The organism is Lederbergia wuyishanensis, from assembly GCF_022900255.1.
Classification (GTDB): domain Bacteria; phylum Bacillota; class Bacilli; order Bacillales; family Bacillaceae_C; genus Lederbergia; species Lederbergia wuyishanensis.
In genome coordinates, this window is record NZ_JALIRM010000014.1 from 102,528 (window position 1) to 120,108 (window position 17,581).

Below are 17,581 nucleotides of genomic sequence, written 5' to 3' on the forward strand. Positions count from 1 at the left end.
TGAAGCTTGGCCAAAAGGATAATCAGGCCAAGCGTTCATTTAATTATTTCTTATTTTCAAACTGCTGCCTGTAATTGGTTCGGTCTAAATGATGATTTTGTTCACCGATTGCTTCACCATTTGGATTTTCACCTTTATTTAATTTTCTTCCTTGCGGAGAACGTTCAAGCATTAATTTGACAGTATCACGTACTGTCTTGTCTTTATCACTTGAACGTGCATTCATGGAAGCAATATTTTCAACGTTTTGCCGTAATGTAGGATCGTCAGTTACGTAGACATGATACCAACGAGGAATTACATTCATTGCTGTTTTTTTCGCTTGGTCTGCAATGTCAAACCGTTCGTTGTCACGTGTTTCGTTAGTTAAATAAGCAATTAACACTTCTTGGTCAGTAACAAGAACACTGGCGTCTTCAATTCCGGGCTGCATAACTAAAATTCTTGCTATATCATTAGCAGTTTGCTCTCTGTTAATTCCTTGGATTGGCTTGGAACTGTGACTTTCACCTAAGGGTAGAGGGCTTTTAACTTGACGTACATATCCAAATAATTCGTTATTTTGCTGATTCTGATTATAGATTTCACCGTGCTCGGCAACATTAATGGAGTTACCACTTTTATGGTAAACGTGATTATCCTCGGCAGTTCTTTTGTTATTTACACCACATCCAACCAACATTAAGGATACGGAAATGATTGGAACTAGCTTGTTTTTCATTTCATACACCTCCTCTTTTTATAGAATGCGCAGGAAAATATATTTTTTTCTTAGTAATTGTTGGGGATTAAGCTATAATTTATATAACGATTGCATTTCGGAGGGAAAAATGATTATTATTAATAACTGTCAATATGAATTAGTCAATGAATATAAAGATGGATACAACGAGGAAGCTTTTCGAGCTCGTTTTAGTGATGTGTTGTCAAAATATGACTACATTGTTGGAGATTGGGGTTACGGGCAGCTAAGACTTAAAGGTTTTTTTTCAGATTCAAATCAAAAAGCCTCATTCGATACAAAAATCGGAACTTTAGCGGAATATTTATATGAGTATTGCAACTTCGGCTGTTCCTATTTCGTATTGAAAAAAGTGGATAAATAGCAAATCTTTTTATAAGATAAAAAAGTACGGTGTCCAGGGAATCCAGGGCACCGATTTTTCATTAAAGTTTTTTGAAATGTAAACATGAGTTCAGGTTTTTGTTATCGTCCCATGCACCATGTGACGATAACTGAGACGCAAAAAGTTAAATATACCACTTGCTGTGTCTCAGAATTTTTCTTGTTGATGGTAGAGTGCGCTTCCGTTTTTTTATCAACTATCTTCGTAGGGAGGTTGAGTTTCCCTCTCAGGATCATCTTTTGTATTATGAGCACTTGGGCCTTTCCTAGGGTTATCCTCGTGCATGGATTTAAACTCATAGTTGAAAGCACTGTAAGAGCGTTGTCCTTCTTCCCAAGGTGTCGATTTATTTTCGACCGGTGTATCTTTGCCGCGTGGTGCCCCATAAGCTCCTTCAGGTAAATCTTCAGGGATTATGTAATTGTTCCCGGTTACGACATTTGAGACATCTGTATAAGGAGGGTTATGCTTATCAAGATTATTTGTTTTAGGTCGTTTATTATCCACGTTTCATCCACCTTTTTTAATAGTAGCTTAACCAAGGCTCGTTCTAATATTCACCCTTATTGGACCACAAGCCCTGAAGTTTGATAAGATAAAAATTGATTATATCGAGTGGAGGCATCATCCTATGTATTTTGTAGATAGGGAAAAAATTGAAGAAACATTACTCTATATGGAAAATAAAATTGAGTTTATTCAAAATAATAAAAGCTGGGATTCTCAAATGGAAAAAATGGCTTTAGAGCGGGGGATACATACAATCATTGAGGCAATCCTTGATACAGGGAATGCTATGATTGATGGCTTTATTATGAGGGATCCGGGTAGTTATGAAGATATTGTTGATATTTTAACGGATGAAAAGGTAGTAAATGAGGAATTGTCACTTGTTATGAAGGAATTTATTTCTTTTCGAAAAATACTCGTTCAACATTATATTAATGTTAATCATGAAGATTTAATAAATGTTGTATCAACTTCAATTAATAAACTTAAAACTTACCCTGGTTGTGTTCGAAATTATTTAACGAATGAACTGGGTCCGATATCGGCTTTTAAAAAGTAGACCGTTTTAATCATATACAAATAAGAACTAAAAAGTAAAACGGCCTCGCAGTACTCAGAGGCCGTTTTTTACTAAAGTAAAAGCACTAACTCTTTTATTTTTCCCCTTTTGAACTATGTGCAAGTCTACTGGAAGCAGCTGCAGCAATAGCCCCAACAATATCATCTAAAAAGGTATGGCATTGTCCTGATGAATGATCATTTAATTTTTCCAGTATGCCGGGTTTTTGCTTGTCAATATAGCCATAGTTTGTAAAACCAATGGATCCATATACGTTAACGATAGAAAAAGCAAGTATCTCATCTACACCATAGAGGCTTTCATCACTCGCAATAATTGATTGCAAAGGTTCATCCAGCTTTCCATTTTCCGCAAGTATATCTAACTGAATGCCTGTTAAAATGGCGTTTTGTACTTCTCTTTTTTGAAGAACGCGTTCGATGTTGTAAATACATTCCTCAATTTCTAAAGCTGGATGATATTTTTTTTGAAGGAACATAACTAGCTCTGCAATATCTTCAATCGTCACACCACGTTCCTTTAAAAGACGACGTGCGGTTTCTTCGGAAATACTAATGTCTCGTTCATTGTTCATTCTTCTCATCCTTCCCTAATTGCCTCATCTAATTTGGTCCGCAAAACAAAACTACTCTGCAAGAAAACAGTTTAGAATCATATAATTAATCTAAAAGGATATACATGCAGTCTGCAAAGAGCAAATGAAAGAGGGGTGCTCCATGTCAGTAAAAATATTGGAAAATTATTTTGGAATTACACCACAACAAACGATTGAAGATGGAAGCTCCGTTCGATACATGGTAGATAACTCACTTTATACTATTATTCAGGCGACACATATGGAACAAGAGGCATTAATTGAATTATATGAGATGTCGGAACATATGGCAAAGTATGGAGATAATAAAGTGTCTACTTTTGTTCCTGGATTGAATGGAAAATTTCTTATTACTCATGAGAATCAAGATTATGTACTTATGCATAATTATCGTTTTCCTCCCTCGAGAAATAAAAACACAGGAAGTAAGCTTGCAAAATTTCATGAACGTGGGAAGTTAATACAAGCTCCGATTTCAGGAGCAAATAGGGTAGGACAGTGGAAATCATATTGGATAAAAAGATTAGAACAAATCGAAAAAGTATGGAGTGGTGTTATTCAAGAGCGAACAGGTGAAGAATTTGAAAAGCTATTTATCCGTTCATTTCCTTATTACCTTGGACTTTGTGAAAATGCCATTCAATATGTAACTGATACGGAACTTGATGAAGAATTGACTTTTTCGGATATGGGGACAATTGGTCATCAAAGATTCCACGAAAATGTATGGAATAAACAAATGGAAATAAGAAGTCCATTTGATTGGGTATTTGATCATCCTTCGCGTGATATAGCTGAATGGATAAGGGATTGTTATTTTCGTAATTACAGATCATTTCAACCGGAATTAACACAATTTATACGTGGGTATGAATCCGTTTCTCCATTATCTGGTTTTTCTTGGAGGTTGGTCTATGCCAGATTGCTTTTTCCTTTGCATTATTTTTCTTGTATTGAAGATTATTACCTTACTTCGTCTCAATGGACTCAAAAGCAATTAGAGGAGAGGCTGAATAGATATATGCGGGATGCAAGGGACTATGAACGCTTTTTAGGTAGTTTTTATCATGTGGCAGGAGTAGGTTATAGTCATTTCCCGGTTATTGATTGGTTGGTACCATCTTAGAAAATGAAAAAGAGCCTAATGTTAGGCTCTTACATAATGTAAAATTAGTTTTAGAATACCTGTTCTACTTCTAATACACCAGGGACTTCTTCAACCAATGCACGTTCAATTCCAGCTTTTAATGTTATTGTGGAGCTTGGGCAAGTTCCACATGCGCCGAGTAGACGGAGCTTTACAATTCCATCCTCAACATCAACGAGTTCGCAATCTCCGCCATCGCGAAGGAGGAATGGACGTAATTTATCTAATACTTCTTGTACTTGTTCCATCATCGTTTGTTCATACATTGATATCGACTCCTTTCCATATAACCATTATAATCAGTATGAAGAAAAAAATCTATATAGCAATCTCATTCGATTATTTTTGATGGAGAGGGAGTGTGAAATATGAAAGAGGAAGTTGCAATTTTTGTTTATGGTGCAGAACAGATTTGTGCAAGCTGTGTTGGAATGCCTTCATCAAAAGAAACATTTGAATGGTTAGATGCGGCTATTACCAGAAAATATCCTAACCAGCCATTTACCATTCAGTATATTGATATCTTTAATCCACCAGAGGAGAAGAAACACCAAATATTTGCTTCTCGGGTCATAGAAGAAGATTTGTTTTATCCAGTTGTAACAATAGGTGAGGAAATAGTGGGTGAAGGAAATCCCAAGTTAAAGGATATTTATAAAGAAATGGAGAAATATGGGTATGAAGAGGTAAGTATAAAATAAATTATCTAGTGTTCTTTTTCGAGTAGGTCAACTCTAAATAATTTCGCTTCGATAAAGGCGCTCTTTTTATCCGAAAGAATAAATTGCTTATAAAAGCATTTAGGTCAGTTCAAAGTTGAACTGACCTAATATTTTATCCTTTATGAAATTTATACATCCACAAGACACCAGATTTTAGGATTCTTGCAATTCTTCCTGTTATAGCTCGATCCGCCATTAGACCGAATCCTTGTTTTTTTCCAAGGGATCCGAGGACGCCTTTTAATTTAATAGTAGGCATTTCTTCAGGAAGTTCTTTTCCTTCCCAGCGTTTAGTAAGGATAGTAACGATTTGTTCAGCTTGCCCTTCCGCTAGTTGAGCACTTGGCGCATATGGAAGACTTGCACAATCGCCAACAACATATACATTTTCGTAATTAGGAATATTGTGGTATTTTGTTAAAATAACCCTTCCTTGTTTATCTTTTTCAACATTGAGATCACGTACAATTTTATTAGGCTGAATCCCCGCTGTCCACACGATAACGTCTGTATGAACTGGCTCATCGTTATTAAATAATAATTGATCTTCTACTTTTGTAATATTTGCTTCGTTGACAACGTCAACGCCATTCATATTAAACCAATTTTGTACGTAGCGACTTATTCTTTCCGGAAAAGATGAGAGAATTGTTTTTCCGCGGTCAAATAACTTGATGATTAAGTCTGGACGGCTTTCCCTGAGTTCACTAGCAAGCTCAATACCGCTTAACCCACCACCTACAATGCTTACTATCGAATTAGCAGGTAGATTGTTTAGTTTTTGGTACGTATCACGTGCTTCCCCGATTGTTTGAATACTATAGGTATATGTATCTGCGCCTGGAATATCATGGTATTTATCGTCGCATCCTAAACCAATAATAAGTTCATCAAAAGAAACAGGGTCAGAACCAGATAGAAGAACTTGTTTTTGATCTAGATCGATTCCCGTTACTTCACTATATATAATATTTAAATTTGGATGTTCAGGAAAAGCTACTCTTACCTCTTGGTCTGAAATCGTACCAGCTGCGAGGGCATAGTACTCGGTTTTTAAAGAATGATATGGCACTCTGTCTATTAGTGTAATTGTTACATCGTTCGGAAGATGATTTGGCAGCAATTCGCGTAGGACACGCATATTCCCATATCCTCCACCGAGCAATACTAATTTTTTCATGAAAAATATCCCCTTTTGCCGTCTACTTGAAGAAAAATAATAGGTAAATGTTAATAATGATAGCACATTGAAAATAATCCCACGTAAAAGTATAGCTGATTCCCATTTTATATACAACATTAGTGAAAAGTAAAAAAAATTGGAAATCTGTATACCTTTATATATAATCCTACCCTTTGACTATCAAACTCTAAACAGGTAGGATTATATTGTTATAACTAGCTTCAGGCGCGATGGACTGTAAGTTAAGTAAACTGAGGCAATAAAGAGGCAAAGAAAATATTTTGTCTCAGATCATTTTCTTGTTGCTTAATAAGTGGACGCCTTGTGCTTTTTTGAGAGGGTGATGCTTTTGAATCCAATTATCGAATTTTGTATAAGTAATTTGGGTAGTGGAGGATATGAAGCTTTACAAGTGCTAGAGGAAGATCCTAACTTGGATATAGTAGAATACGGTTGTCTTGATCATTGCGATTTATGTGCAGAAAGTTTATATGCACTCGTAAATGGAGAAGTCGTAACTGGAGAAACTCCGGAGATGCTTGTTAAAGCTATTTATCAATATATTGAAGAAAATCCAATGTTTTAATCTGTTGAGATTATAGAATTAGAGGTATATACTTAATATATATGCTTGTTGAAAGGAGTGCACATATGAGTACAACCATAACACTTACAGAAGCCGCAGCTTTACAGATAAAAGATATGATGAAACATAATGGGGAAGAAGATGCATATTTTCGCTTTTCAATCAACGGTGGTGGCTGTAGCGGCTTATCATACGGCATGAGCTTAGAGCACGAAAAGTCAGATACCGATGAATTTTTTGAACAGTACGGTATCCCAGTTCTAATAGATCATGAAAGTGCTCCATTATTAAAAGGAACAGTCATCGACTATAAACAATCTTTGATGGGCGGAGGTTTTACGATAGATAATCCGAATGCCCTTATATCTTGCGGGTGTGGTTCATCTTTCCGTACAGCTAATGTTCAAGGTACCCCCGAAAAATGTTAATAGAGTATATAAAAAAATAGAGCCGAAGGTGGAATATTGATACCTCACCCGGCTCTTTTTTTTATTGCTTAGGAAATTATAAATTTGAAAAGTTAAGGATAACTTTTTTAAGGTAGTTTCCGTCTAGCGCCAGGCGCTATCGGCTCGAGGTCATAAACCCGCGAAGCTTAAAAGTCAAAAAGAGGACTTTATGCTTCTCAGAACATTTGCTTGTCGCCTAAGGCTGCGCGCCTGGCGCTTTTGTTCAAAGTAAAGAAAGTATACAATTTTATACGACCCTTATTTTAAAGAAGTCTTTCATTGTCTAGCTTCAGGCGCCCAGCGACTAGCAAACTTTCAGCTTCTTCCTACGATAAGTCAACATCGGCTCGTCTTGTCTAGCTCCAGGCGCCAGCCCCTCGAGGTCAAATAACCTGAGTCAATAAAAGTCAAAGACCGGACTTTTTTGACTCAGAACATTTGCTTGTCGGAGGCCCGCAGGATGCGGGTCAGGGAGGCGTCGCAATAGGACGTTGCGCTTTTAGCCTTCCTTCCTCTTCAGGCGCCTTCCGCTTTTCCAAACCTTGCTGTGTTTCCTTTATCTCGTCAGAAGCTTATAGATGAACGTCGACTAAAAACTTCCACGTCCTGTGGCGACGTCGACGGACCCACATCCTGTGGGCCTGTACGTCGCTGAACAGGCGCCTTGGGCTTTTCTTATATGTTATTGATCGAACATAGAAGTACTGTGCATCGGCTGTAGACGTGCCTTTGGATCAATATACGATTTTGCATTGCTGACAGCTGTTGGTGCTTCTCCGAACCCAGTTGCAATTAACTTAACTTTTCCAGGGTATGTAGTAATATCTCCTGCTGCATAAATACCTGGAATATTTGTTTCCATTCTACTATTTACCACGATTGAATTTTTTTCGATATCCAATCCCCAGTCTTTAATAGGACCAAGAGAAGACACGAATCCATAATTCACGATCAACGAATCAAGTTCAACAGAAATTTTTCTTTCGCCTTTGACCTCTTCTAATAATAGTTCTCTAATTGCTTGATCATCACAATTTAGATTAGAAGCTACAAAAGGAGTAAGTATATCTACTTTAGAATTTTGCAATTGAACAACGCTGCTTTCATGCGCACGGAATTTATCTCGACGGTGAATTAATGTAACTTTTTCTGCAATCGGTTCAAGCATTAGAGCCCAGTCAACCGCTGAGTCACCACCACCAAGAATAGCTACTTTTTGACCAGCAAACTTTTGCATATCGTCGATAAAATAGTGTAAATTTTTTCCTTCATATTTGATAGCAGGCTCGATTTCAAGGCGACGAGGTTGAAAAGCTCCAATTCCAGCAGTGATGATAATCGTTTTGGAATAATGGATTTCTTCATCTGATGTAAGCCTAAACGTTCCATCTTCTAATTTTTCCACATTCGTAACAGCTTGACCAAGACAAACGGTTGGCGAAAACATAGACATCTGTTTTGTTAAATTATTAACAAGTTCTTGAGCCTTAATTTTTGGAAAGCCTGCAACATCATATATATATTTTTCAGGATAAAGGGTAGAAAGCTGACCGCCTAGTTGTGGAAGACTTTCGATTATTTTTACACTGGCATCTCTCAAGCCACCGTAAAAGGCGGTGAAAAGACCTGTTGGCCCTCCTCCTAAAATTGTTATATCGTATATTTTTTGATCTTCTTTCAAAGAAAATCCCTCCTATAATGCTTAAAAAAATCCATCTTTCACATCATATCATATACGAATTAATCTTACATAATCATACAAATGAATTAAAATAAAAACTGGATAATTTTTGAATATTAATAATTTTCGTTTTTAGTCAAAATTGCTTGAAAAAGAAGTAGAAAAGCATATAATGTAGAGGAGATGTTAATAATTTATGACATTTTTCTGGATTTTTTTTTATGTTGTACGTGAAGTGAATCACATTAGGCACTTATAACATTTTAATTATATTCTCGTACAAGCTATTAATAATACGTTGTAAAGGTGGAAGTGTATACTATGAAAAGGCCCAAAATTGTTGTATTAGGTGCTGGCTACGGGGGCTTAATGACAGTAACCCGTCTGCAAAAACAGCTTGGTAATAATGAAGCTGATATCGTTTTAGTAAATAAGAATGACTACCACTACGAAACTACATGGCTACATGAAGCTTCTGCAGGTACACTTCATCATGACCGTGTTCGTTATGATATTAAAGATGTTATCGACCGAAGCAAAGTTGATTTTGTTCAAGCAACCGCTTTAAAAGTTGATCACCAAGCGAAAAAAGTCATTCTTGATAACGGTCAATTAGATTATGATTATTTAGTTGTTGCTCTTGGTGGAGCTTCCGAAACATTTGGTATTCAAGGATTAGACAAATATGCATTTTCTATTGTAAATGTGAATGCAGCTCGTCAAATTCGTGAACATATTGAATATCAATTTGCGACATATAGAGCTGAAGAAGTAAAAAATCCAAATCGTTTAACAATCGTAGTTGGCGGTGCAGGATTTACTGGTATCGAATTTTTGGGGGAACTTGGAAACAGAATTCCTGAACTATGTAAAGAATATGATATCGATCAAAAGCTAGTACGAGTAATTTGTGTAGAAGCGGCTCCATCTGCTCTACCTGGATTCGATCCTGAACTTGTTAAATATGCGATGGCTAATTTAGAGAAAAAAGGCATTGAGTTTATGATTGGTACGGCTATTAAAGAAGCTACACCAGAAGGTATTGTTGTTGCAAAAGGTGAAAATGAAACAGAAGAAATCAAAGCTGAAACGGTTATTTGGGCCGCTGGTGTTCGTGGGAACCCAATTATCGAAGCTTCTGAATTTGAGAACATGCGTGGCCGTGTAAAAGTTGATCCTGATTTACGTGCACCTGGACTTTCTGATGTGTTTGTCATCGGAGACTGCTCTCTTGTGATCAATGAAGAAATTAATCGTCCGTTCCCACCAACTGCTCAAATTGCAATGCAACAAGGGGAATTGGTAGCGAGAAATATTGCAAGATTAGTTAAAGGTAACACACATTTAGAGTCATTCACTTTTGATAATAAAGGTACTGTATGTTCATTGGGTGACGATGATGCAATTGGAGTAGTGTTTGGAAAGAAAGTAACTGGTACCAAAGCATCATTCATGAAAAAAATGATTGATAACCGTGCTTTATTCATGATTGGCGGAGTGCCGCTTACAGTGAAAAAAGGGAAATTCAATATATTTTAACCACCCATAAGGAAAAGGCAGAGTCTAATGATTCTGCCTTTTTTGGGGATTTAGTCATTAATAAATTGGAAACTATCTTCGGGGAAGTTGTTTCTGTCTATTTCTAAGTGCAGCAGATCAAATAACCTGAGAAGCTAATTGTCAAAAATCAGATATTTGCATATCGGAATAATATGTTTATCATTTTAGAGATGTAGCTTACACATTTCTTTCAAAATCGTCATAAAGTTGTCTTATTATGATGATTGACGCACCTTATTACATCTAGTAGACTTGGACATAGTGTAAAATCAAGGGGGGATTTTGTCCATGTCGATCATTCCAATTTTATTGGTATCCATGCTTTTATTTTTTGTATTATTCTTTGGCATTGGATTTTTATTAAATATGTTACTGCGAATGACATGGATTATGGCTATCGTATATCCAATCATTGCGATATTAATAATTAACAAAGTAGATTTTAGTGAATACTTTACAAATACTAGTGCATCGTTTTCAAATTTAGGAAAAAGTGTTTCTGAACTTGCACCATTTGATCTTGCCATTTTAGCGAGTGGTTTGTTAGGAGCTATAACTTCTGGAGTAACTATGAGGTTACTTCGTGCAAAAGGATATAGAATGTTTTAAGACTTTCGTTATTAGGAAGTCTTTTTGTTTTAGGGAAAAATATAGTGATATAATTCTTATTTTTCAGTTTTTTGTATACAGAAGGAATATTTCCTCTCAAAATGGGAAAGTATTAATTTTGAGAGGAGTGTATGGATGCTATACATTAAACAAACAAGTAAAAGAATAATGATGTTATTTTTATTAATTGGGGCATTGTTAACAACATTCGAATCTATTACTGGAATGAATGCTAAAACATTTGCCGCAAAAACAACACCGAGTATCATTGCTGAATTTGAAAAAAGTTTATTTGTTTTTCCCCATATAAAAGAAAGGCGATTTTCGTTAAAAAATTTATATAATTCTATTGAGGAACAATTTACATACGTGGCAAGTTCCGCAAGTGAACCAAAGTTGCTAGAAGATGAAGATTGGTCTCAATATCCAACTGTGAAGGTAACCGCAACTGGTTACACTGCTGGGGTTGAATCTACTGGAAAAAATCCTGGTCATCCACAATACGGGATAACCTATTCAGGTGTAAAGGTAAAAAGAGACTTATATTCTACAATTGCGGCAGATATCAATGTTTTCCCTTTAGGCACGATTTTGTATATTCCTGACTATGGATATGGTGTAGTGGCGGACACGGGATCGGCTATAAAAGGAAATACAATCGATTTATATTACGAGACTGTAGAGCAGGTTTATAAAGAATGGGGAAAAAGAAAATTAGATGTTTATATTATTCAAAAAGGTAATGGAACTCTAACCGAAAAAGATTTAGTTGCACTTAATGAAAACGAGACAATGCAGGTGTTTCGTCAAAGATTTTTAAAGACTAATACGAATGATCAATAAAAAAAGAAGCGGAATTTTTTATCCCGCTTCTTTTTTCTTTATACAACAATCAATAATTTATGAAGTATCATTGCCCAAACAATTCCAGTTAATCCACCAAAAAATACTTCAACTGGTTTATGGCCTAATAGTTCTTTTAGCTTTTTAAATTCTATTTGTTTTTCTTTTTGTGTTTTTCCTTGCCAATCGTGTAAATCTGATATCATTTTTTGAAAATCAAGGGAAAGTCTGTTGAGAACAGCTGCTTGTTCCCCAGCTTGTCTTCTGACTCCAGTTGCATCAAACATAACGATGATGGCAAAAATAGCTGAAACTGCAAAAAGAGTCGATCCTAAACCTTCATCAAGTGCAACACTAGTCGTTAATGCTGTTACGCCTGCTGAATGAGAACTAGGCATTCCCCCTGTAGATGTGATTAGTGACCAATCTACTTTTTTTGTCAACATAAATTGCAAGGGCACTTTTATAAATTGAGCAAAGAATATAGCTGTGATGGCAGCCCAAAAGGGGAAATTATGTAGAAACTCCATTCGTAACATCCTTTCACATAGTTGCAACGGTTCCATTTATCATACCACAATATATCATAAGAAATCATGCGTTATTTACGAAAGTTAGTCAATGTTTTCGGCTACGTGGATTAAAGATATAATATTCCAGTTTAGCTGTGGGCTTCGCTAAAACTTTCGATACTCGAAATATATACTTATTTCATTTATAATGGCATTTGAGGTGAAATAAAATGTTTAAAATATCGAATGGAAATCCGTTTGAAAGTAGAAAAGAATGTTTAATTGTAGGTCTAATTGAAAAACCGGAAAAATTTACTGGAATGCTTGAACCGTTAGATCAGATTTTTGATGGGGAGCTAACAGACCTTGTTAAATCGGGGGATATTTCAGCAAAACATAAATCAATAGCTGTTATCCATGGTTTAGGTAAATCAAATGTTAAACGCTTTGTTTTTGTTGGCTTAGGGAAGGAAAAAGAAATAAGTTTTACAGGGTTGAAAGAGGCATTTGGAGCAGCAAGTAAAAAGCTTGCTAGTATGCGTATTCGAAACGTGGCAATAGCACTTGATTCATTTGTTTCGGAAAAAATTAGGGAAGAGGAAGCAGCACTAGCTTTTAGTGAAGCGTTCATAATGGCTACATATCAGTTTGAAGGATATAGACAGAAATCTAATGAACCGGAAATTAAGATAGACACGGTTGAGATTTTTACTAATGGAAACCATGATGAAATCAAGCTTGCTGCAGAGGTCGGAAGCACTTACGGGGAAGGAACGAATTTTGCAAGAACACTTGTAAACTTACCTGGAAATATGCTTAAAGCTAGCGATCTTGCCCAATATGCTAGAGAATTGGGAGAAAAGCATTCATTTGAGGTAGAAATTTTAAATAAAGAGGAAATTGAAAAGCTAGGAATGGGAGCTTTTTTAGCGGTTAATCAAGGATCGGTTGAGCCTCCTTATATGATTGTCTTAAAATACCAAGGAAAAGACGAATGGACAGATGTAATGGGACTTGTTGGAAAAGGGATTACATTTGATACAGGCGGGTATTCAATTAAGCCAAAAGACGGAATAGTCGGCATGAAGACTGATATGGGTGGAGCTGCTGCAGTATTAGGTGCGATGGAGATAATCGGAAATCTACGTCCAGAGCAAAATGTTGTAGCGGTTATTCCAACAACTGATAATATGATCAGTGGAAATGCCTTTAAACCAGATGATGTTATCACTTCTTTAAGCGGAAAAACAATTGAAGTGTTAAATACCGATGCGGAAGGTAGACTTGTGCTGGCAGATGCTATGACTTACGCAAAACATCACGGTGCAAACTATTTAGTGGATGTAGCTACTTTAACAGGAGGAGTCATAGTTGCACTTGGACTGGATAAAACAGGTGCTCTTACAAATGATGAAGCTCTCTTTGAAAAAGTATTGGAAGCTTCGTATGAAGCAGGAGAATTCATCTGGCGCCTTCCTTATACTGAAAAAGATAAAGAAAGAGTCCGCGGAAGTAAGGTTGCAGATTTAAATAATTCCCCTGGAAGAGAAGGTCATGCTATCATGGGTGGGGCTTTTATCGGAGAATTTGCAGAAGGCACACCATGGGTTCACTTGGATATAGCTGGCACAGCAACTACTAAATCCGATCACGAATTAGGTCCAGCAGGTGCCACAGGTGTGATGGCCCGAACGTTAGCGTTGCTTGTTGAAAATTTTTATTTAGAAAAAGAATAATAGCTAAAATAAGGGAATGTTATTTCTAATTTGCCCATGCCATATAGACCTTTGTCGCATAAACAGATATAGAAGGGCATTTGTTTAGAGACAAAGGAGGTTGCTAATAAATGATGTATTATCGCGGCCCTGTACCTTATGGCGATAGTCGCTTTTTTGGATTGTTTGGCGCTCCTCTTGTAGGGGGCTTTTTTGGAGGATTGATTGGCGGAGGGCTTGCCAGTGCTTTTTTCCGCCCACGTCCAATCATAGCTTATCCACCAATTGCGCCGTATAGTTATGGAGGAGTGCCGCCAGTACCTTATGGCTATGGTGGATATGGTGCACCTGGAGCTTATGGAGCACCATATGGATATAATTGAAATATGTTATTGCTAATAAAGCAATATGAAATACGAAGAGCTCTCCGTCTTAGTGGGGAGCTTTTTGTATTCAATAAAGGAATCATGCCTCATGTATAGAATTATATATATGAAATGGAGTGAGCATAATGGAAAAATCAAAAACTCTTCTTGATGCACTAGGTATTGAGATAGTCGAGATTAAAAAGGGGAAAGTCATTGCAACAATGCCTGTGAACGAACATACAAGACAGCCTTATGGTTACTTGCATGGAGGGGCTTCAGTAGCTTTAGCCGAAACTGTTGCTAGCATTGGAGCATCAGCCATGATTGATTTGGAAAAAGAAATATGCTTTGGTCTAGAAATTAATGCCAATCATATCCGTTCAAAAAAGGATGGATTCGTAACGGCAATTGCAGAAGTACTTCATCATGGGAAGAGCACGATGGTTTGGGATATTAAAATCAAGGATGAAGAAGAAAACCTTATAAGTATATCAAGATGTACCGTGGCGATAGTTTCTAAAAGGTAGTGAGTTTTTGAAACTTTAATAAAGGGAAAGGTGATGTATACACTTAAAAGGAGTGATTTCGTACATGCCTTGGTCAAAGAATGATTACCCTGATTCAATGAAGAACTTACCCGAACAAGTTCGTAATAAGGCTATTGAAATTGCCAATGCTCTCATTGATGATAATAAAGACGAGGGCAGGGCAATTGCGATTGGTATAGCTCAAGCACGTAAATATTTTGAAGATGACAATCATGAAAGACCTGAATACCATGTAATGGCAGATGGCGAAGACTGGGTATTGAAAAGGAAAGACGGGAAGCACGCGATTAAAAGAGAAGATACGAAAGAAGATTTAATTGATGAAGCTAAAGAGTATGTAAAGGAACATGATGGAGTCTTGTTTGTTCACAATAAAGATGGAGACGTTTCTCAAAGGCTTTATGATTAATGCTATTTTTAAAAGTTTGTGCTTTTGTAAAAGCTCGAAAGCGGGTTTTCACTTAATAAAGAAAGTTTAGCGTTTCTTATAAGCTGCTAGCTCTTTTCTCAGCTGAAATGTAATTTGAGGGATAAACTATTTTTCATTATTAAGTTTATACTACATTGCAATGATGCTTGAGAAAAGAGCTATGATTAATGAAAGGGGAGTTGGGGGATGGATATCGAAAATGGAAATAAATCAATTGATCAAAAGATTGATACGTTAAATAATTTTAATTTGTTAGGTTTTAAAATTATTGATTGGAAAGAACTTAGCGGTGGAACATCAAGTAAGGTTTGGAAGTTGATAGGAGACGATGATCGGCTATATGTGTATAAGGAAAATGAAAAGGCTGTCATCATTGATGAATTACTTTTTTTAAAAACATATGAACATCTAAAAATTTTACCAAAAGTCATATTTATAGATGAGAATCAACAGTATTATATTTATGAATTTATTGAAGGGAAAATTAATTCCCATTTAAATAATAAGGAATTCAACCTACAAATCTTGGTTGACGAACTTATTGCCCACTATCAACCATTTCCTGATAAGAAGTGGGGATATACTTACCAAAGATATAACAGTTATAGAGAATTTTTACTTACAGAAGTTAACAATGCAAGAGAAACAGTTGAAACGGTATTAACTTTTCAAGATTGTGAAAAAGTTAAGTCTTTTATAGATACAAAAGATGGGGGAGAAAACCCATACCTGCTTCACGGTGATTGTGGGGTACATAACTTTCTGCAAAAAAAAGATCTGCTTATCGGTATCATTGACCCTCTAACTCTTGCGGGTCCACCCCTTTTTGAGCTTGTATTTGCTTTCTGCTCTTCACCGGATGATTTGAAATTTGAAATTATTTATGACGTGGCACGAAAACTTCCAACTTTTAATCACGATAAGAAATATTTAATAGAGGAAGTAATCATAGGACTTTATCTTCGTATAGAAAGGTGTTTATATCATCATCCAGACGATTTACCAGCCTATTTAAATGCATGGAGTTACTGGATATCATTACTTGATATAATCAATAAAAATGCCAATGATGAGGCTTAAATACTCATCATTGGCATTTTGCAATTAATAACTTTCTTTAAAATGCTCCTGTGCATGCTTTACATTCCACCACAGGATTCCAAAGGCAACCAGAAATAAACTTCCGGTTACATAAAAGACAGAAGAAATGCCTGCGTGACCTGCAACAAATCCACCTAATGCAGGTCCAATAACGTTACCTAAAAAGCGGAAGCTCTGGTTATATCCAAGAATTTCACCTTGCATTTCAAGCGGCGCTTCGATTCGTATATAAGCCGTTACACAAGGAATCATTCCTCCAACAACCATTCCATAAAGAAATCTCAATCCGACTAATTGCCATAATTCAGTAACGAGAGCTTGTGGAATTATTAATATTGATGCAAGAATTAATAGTATAAGCAGCACTTTTTCGTAGCCAATTGTATCTCCAAGCTTACCCCATTGACGGGTTAGTAATAAATTTCCGAAACCAGTCGCTGAAAATGCAAGTCCCGAAAGTAAAGCGATACTTGTAGCATGCGTTAAGTCACTTACGTAAAGAGCGAGTAAGGGTTGAATACTAAAATTTCCTACTTGGATTAATAAAGCAATCACCATTACCATGACAAGCATTTTTCGACTGAGAATTTGTTTGATGACATCTTTTTGAGTACGGGGAATTTTCTTTTTAACTTCCGATTGTTGTTTGATTTCTTTTATTCCAAAAAATACAACAGTCGTAGCAATCATGACACATATCGAGGTAATAACGAAAGTATATTGAAACCCCACATTATCTGCCAATATTCCCCCAAGGATGGGCCCGAAAAGGCTACCTGCAACATTACCCATTTGCAAGGTGCCAAGCGTTTTGCCAGCTTCACTTTTTGGAGTTTGTTTTGAAATAAGTGCGATAGATGTTGGAATAAATCCTGTCACAAAACCCATTATCATTCGTAAAATAAATAGTCCGAAAACACTATGAATGATTCCCATGAAGAAAACAGAAGTGGCAATTCCGTAGCCTGTAATTAAAAGAATCGGCTTAAATCCATATTTATCGCCAATTCGACCCCAAATCGGTGAAACGATAAAAGCACTCAAAAAGGTGACACCAAAGACAAGTCCCGACCATCGCTGTATATAATCGTGGCTGAAATCGCCGAGAGTACCAATATACAACGATATAAATGGAAGTACCATCGTCATACTAGCAGCAATAAGAAAATTGCAAATCCACATAATGAGGAAATTGCGTTTTTCAATATTAATTGGAAACACCTTCTTATTTAGTTGGAAAAAATATTTCGATTCCCTAAATATTAGTATATAGTAATTTTTTATAAATTCAACAGCTCTGCACAATGCGAGAAAA

22 protein-coding genes are annotated in these 17,581 nt (G+C 36.3%); 14 read left to right on the forward strand and 8 right to left on the reverse strand.

Annotated features, from left to right (window positions below; translation table 11 throughout):
• Positions 1-43 precede the first annotated feature (43 nt).
• Positions 44-721 (reverse strand): YhcN/YlaJ family sporulation lipoprotein, encoded by a 678-nt coding sequence (locus MT489_RS18410; protein ID WP_244683033.1) that lies wholly within the window; start codon positions 719-721, stop codon positions 44-46.
• A gap of 109 nt (positions 722-830) precedes the next feature.
• Between MT489_RS18410 and MT489_RS18415 the strand changes: the two genes are divergently transcribed.
• Complete coding sequence (locus MT489_RS18415; protein WP_244683034.1) at positions 831-1,106, forward strand: YutD family protein; 276 nt, start codon at positions 831-833, stop codon at positions 1,104-1,106.
• 213 nt (positions 1,107-1,319) lie between these two features.
• Here the strand turns inward: MT489_RS18415 and MT489_RS18420 are convergent, their stop codons facing one another.
• Positions 1,320-1,634 carry a cytosolic protein gene (locus tag MT489_RS18420; RefSeq protein ID WP_244683035.1) on the reverse strand — a complete coding sequence of 105 codons (315 nt, stop codon included), beginning with the start codon at positions 1,632-1,634 and terminating at the stop codon, positions 1,320-1,322.
• Positions 1,635-1,758: 124 nt separating this feature from the next.
• Between MT489_RS18420 and MT489_RS18425 the strand changes: the two genes are divergently transcribed.
• A complete protein-coding gene (locus tag MT489_RS18425) occupies positions 1,759-2,196 on the forward strand; it encodes a DUF86 domain-containing protein (RefSeq protein ID WP_244683036.1) in 438 nt (145 codons plus the stop codon).
• Positions 2,197-2,290: 94 nt separating this feature from the next.
• Here MT489_RS18425 and MT489_RS18430 read toward each other — a convergent pair whose 3' ends face one another.
• Positions 2,291-2,791: a phosphatidylglycerophosphatase A family protein gene (locus MT489_RS18430; protein WP_244683037.1), complete on the reverse strand. Its 501-nt coding sequence runs from the start codon at positions 2,789-2,791 to the stop codon at positions 2,291-2,293.
• A 142-nt stretch (positions 2,792-2,933) separates the two neighbouring features.
• On the opposite strand from MT489_RS18430, the gene yutH reads away from it, so the two are divergent.
• Complete coding sequence (gene yutH / locus MT489_RS18435; protein WP_244683038.1) at positions 2,934-3,938, forward strand: spore coat putative kinase YutH; 1,005 nt, start codon at positions 2,934-2,936, stop codon at positions 3,936-3,938.
• Positions 3,939-3,988: 50 nt separating this feature from the next.
• On the opposite strand, the gene MT489_RS18440 is transcribed toward yutH, so the two are convergent.
• Positions 3,989-4,225, reverse strand: a complete 237-nt coding sequence (locus MT489_RS18440; RefSeq protein ID WP_220157949.1) for a NifU family protein — start codon at positions 4,223-4,225, stop codon at positions 3,989-3,991.
• A 102-nt stretch (positions 4,226-4,327) separates the two neighbouring features.
• Between MT489_RS18440 and MT489_RS18445 the strand changes: the two genes are divergently transcribed.
• On the forward strand, positions 4,328-4,660 hold the full coding sequence (locus tag MT489_RS18445) for a YuzD family protein (RefSeq protein ID WP_244683039.1): 333 nt from the start codon (positions 4,328-4,330) through the stop codon (positions 4,658-4,660).
• A gap of 133 nt (positions 4,661-4,793) precedes the next feature.
• On the opposite strand, the gene MT489_RS18450 is transcribed toward MT489_RS18445, so the two are convergent.
• A complete protein-coding gene (locus MT489_RS18450; protein ID WP_244683040.1) occupies positions 4,794-5,861 on the reverse strand; it encodes an NAD(P)/FAD-dependent oxidoreductase in 1,068 nt (355 codons plus the stop codon).
• A gap of 346 nt (positions 5,862-6,207) precedes the next feature.
• On the opposite strand from MT489_RS18450, the gene MT489_RS18455 reads away from it, so the two are divergent.
• On the forward strand, positions 6,208-6,450 hold the full coding sequence (locus MT489_RS18455) for a YuzB family protein (RefSeq protein WP_244683041.1): 243 nt from the start codon (positions 6,208-6,210) through the stop codon (positions 6,448-6,450).
• Positions 6,451-6,515: 65 nt separating this feature from the next.
• A complete protein-coding gene (locus MT489_RS18460; RefSeq protein WP_244683042.1) occupies positions 6,516-6,878 on the forward strand; it encodes a HesB/IscA family protein in 363 nt (120 codons plus the stop codon).
• 703 nt (positions 6,879-7,581) lie between these two features.
• Here MT489_RS18460 and MT489_RS18465 read toward each other — a convergent pair.
• Positions 7,582-8,580 carry an NAD(P)/FAD-dependent oxidoreductase gene (locus MT489_RS18465; protein WP_244683043.1) on the reverse strand — a complete coding sequence of 333 codons (999 nt, stop codon included), beginning with the start codon at positions 8,578-8,580 and terminating at the stop codon, positions 7,582-7,584.
• Positions 8,581-8,901: 321 nt separating this feature from the next.
• Between MT489_RS18465 and MT489_RS18470 the strand changes: the two genes are divergently transcribed.
• From MT489_RS18470 to MT489_RS18480, 3 genes are all read left to right on the forward strand, one after another.
• Complete coding sequence (locus MT489_RS18470; RefSeq protein ID WP_244683044.1) at positions 8,902-10,119, forward strand: NAD(P)/FAD-dependent oxidoreductase; 1,218 nt, start codon at positions 8,902-8,904, stop codon at positions 10,117-10,119.
• Positions 10,120-10,422: 303 nt separating this feature from the next.
• Positions 10,423-10,749: a YuiB family protein gene (locus MT489_RS18475; RefSeq protein WP_244683045.1), complete on the forward strand. Its 327-nt coding sequence runs from the start codon at positions 10,423-10,425 to the stop codon at positions 10,747-10,749.
• 135 nt (positions 10,750-10,884) lie between these two features.
• Positions 10,885-11,592: a 3D domain-containing protein gene (locus MT489_RS18480; RefSeq protein ID WP_244683046.1), complete on the forward strand. Its 708-nt coding sequence runs from the start codon at positions 10,885-10,887 to the stop codon at positions 11,590-11,592.
• Between the two features lie 38 nt (positions 11,593-11,630).
• Here the strand turns inward: MT489_RS18480 and MT489_RS18485 are convergent, their stop codons facing one another.
• On the reverse strand, positions 11,631-12,122 hold the full coding sequence (locus MT489_RS18485) for a divergent PAP2 family protein (RefSeq protein WP_244683047.1): 492 nt from the start codon (positions 12,120-12,122) through the stop codon (positions 11,631-11,633).
• A 212-nt stretch (positions 12,123-12,334) separates the two neighbouring features.
• Here MT489_RS18485 and MT489_RS18490 point away from each other — a divergent pair, with 212 nt between their 5' ends.
• The 5 genes from MT489_RS18490 (at position 12,335) to MT489_RS18510 (ending at position 16,245) form a co-directional block, all read left to right on the forward strand.
• Complete coding sequence (locus tag MT489_RS18490) at positions 12,335-13,840, forward strand: leucyl aminopeptidase (RefSeq protein WP_244683048.1); 1,506 nt, start codon at positions 12,335-12,337, stop codon at positions 13,838-13,840.
• A gap of 110 nt (positions 13,841-13,950) precedes the next feature.
• Positions 13,951-14,202 carry a hypothetical protein gene (locus MT489_RS18495; protein ID WP_244683049.1) on the forward strand — a complete coding sequence of 84 codons (252 nt, stop codon included), beginning with the start codon at positions 13,951-13,953 and terminating at the stop codon, positions 14,200-14,202.
• A gap of 128 nt (positions 14,203-14,330) precedes the next feature.
• The gene (locus MT489_RS18500) at positions 14,331-14,714 is read left to right on the forward strand and encodes a hotdog fold thioesterase (protein ID WP_244683050.1); all 384 of its coding nucleotides are present in this window, start codon (positions 14,331-14,333) and stop codon (positions 14,712-14,714) included.
• Between the two features lie 64 nt (positions 14,715-14,778).
• Complete coding sequence (locus tag MT489_RS18505) at positions 14,779-15,144, forward strand: DUF2188 domain-containing protein (RefSeq protein ID WP_244683051.1); 366 nt, start codon at positions 14,779-14,781, stop codon at positions 15,142-15,144.
• Positions 15,145-15,351: 207 nt separating this feature from the next.
• A complete protein-coding gene (locus tag MT489_RS18510; RefSeq protein WP_244683052.1) occupies positions 15,352-16,245 on the forward strand; it encodes an aminoglycoside phosphotransferase family protein in 894 nt (297 codons plus the stop codon).
• 24 nt (positions 16,246-16,269) lie between these two features.
• Here the strand turns inward: MT489_RS18510 and MT489_RS18515 are convergent, their stop codons facing one another.
• Positions 16,270-17,478 (reverse strand): MFS transporter, encoded by a 1,209-nt coding sequence (locus MT489_RS18515; protein ID WP_307416204.1) that lies wholly within the window; start codon positions 17,476-17,478, stop codon positions 16,270-16,272.
• Between the last annotated feature and the right edge of the window lie 103 nt (positions 17,479-17,581).

Excerpts from the sequence above, each read along its gene's own strand:
- MT489_RS18430 (WP_244683037.1), bottom strand. The coding sequence starts at position 2,791 with ATGAACAATGAACGAGACATTAGTATTTCCGAAGAAACCGCACGTCGT.
- MT489_RS18440 (WP_220157949.1), bottom strand. The coding sequence starts at position 4,225 with ATGTATGAACAAACGATGATGGAACAAGTACAAGAAGTATTAGATAAA.
- MT489_RS18425 (WP_244683036.1), top strand. The coding sequence starts at position 1,759 with ATGTATTTTGTAGATAGGGAAAAAATTGAAGAAACATTACTCTATATG.
- MT489_RS18495 (WP_244683049.1), top strand. The coding sequence starts at position 13,951 with ATGATGTATTATCGCGGCCCTGTACCTTATGGCGATAGTCGCTTTTTT.
- MT489_RS18410 (WP_244683033.1), bottom strand. The coding sequence starts at position 721 with ATGAAAAACAAGCTAGTTCCAATCATTTCCGTATCCTTAATGTTGGTT.
- MT489_RS18505 (WP_244683051.1), top strand. The coding sequence starts at position 14,779 with ATGCCTTGGTCAAAGAATGATTACCCTGATTCAATGAAGAACTTACCC.
- MT489_RS18455 (WP_244683041.1), top strand. The coding sequence starts at position 6,208 with ATGCTTTTGAATCCAATTATCGAATTTTGTATAAGTAATTTGGGTAGT.
- MT489_RS18480 (WP_244683046.1), top strand. The coding sequence starts at position 10,885 with ATGCTATACATTAAACAAACAAGTAAAAGAATAATGATGTTATTTTTA.
- MT489_RS18470 (WP_244683044.1), top strand. The coding sequence starts at position 8,902 with ATGAAAAGGCCCAAAATTGTTGTATTAGGTGCTGGCTACGGGGGCTTA.
- MT489_RS18450 (WP_244683040.1), bottom strand. The coding sequence starts at position 5,861 with ATGAAAAAATTAGTATTGCTCGGTGGAGGATATGGGAATATGCGTGTC.
- MT489_RS18415 (WP_244683034.1), top strand. The coding sequence starts at position 831 with ATGATTATTATTAATAACTGTCAATATGAATTAGTCAATGAATATAAA.
- yutH (WP_244683038.1), top strand. The coding sequence starts at position 2,934 with ATGTCAGTAAAAATATTGGAAAATTATTTTGGAATTACACCACAACAA.
- MT489_RS18500 (WP_244683050.1), top strand. The coding sequence starts at position 14,331 with ATGGAAAAATCAAAAACTCTTCTTGATGCACTAGGTATTGAGATAGTC.
- MT489_RS18445 (WP_244683039.1), top strand. The coding sequence starts at position 4,328 with ATGAAAGAGGAAGTTGCAATTTTTGTTTATGGTGCAGAACAGATTTGT.
- MT489_RS18510 (WP_244683052.1), top strand. The coding sequence starts at position 15,352 with ATGGATATCGAAAATGGAAATAAATCAATTGATCAAAAGATTGATACG.
- MT489_RS18485 (WP_244683047.1), bottom strand. The coding sequence starts at position 12,122 with ATGGAGTTTCTACATAATTTCCCCTTTTGGGCTGCCATCACAGCTATA.
- MT489_RS18490 (WP_244683048.1), top strand. The coding sequence starts at position 12,335 with ATGTTTAAAATATCGAATGGAAATCCGTTTGAAAGTAGAAAAGAATGT.
- MT489_RS18460 (WP_244683042.1), top strand. The coding sequence starts at position 6,516 with ATGAGTACAACCATAACACTTACAGAAGCCGCAGCTTTACAGATAAAA.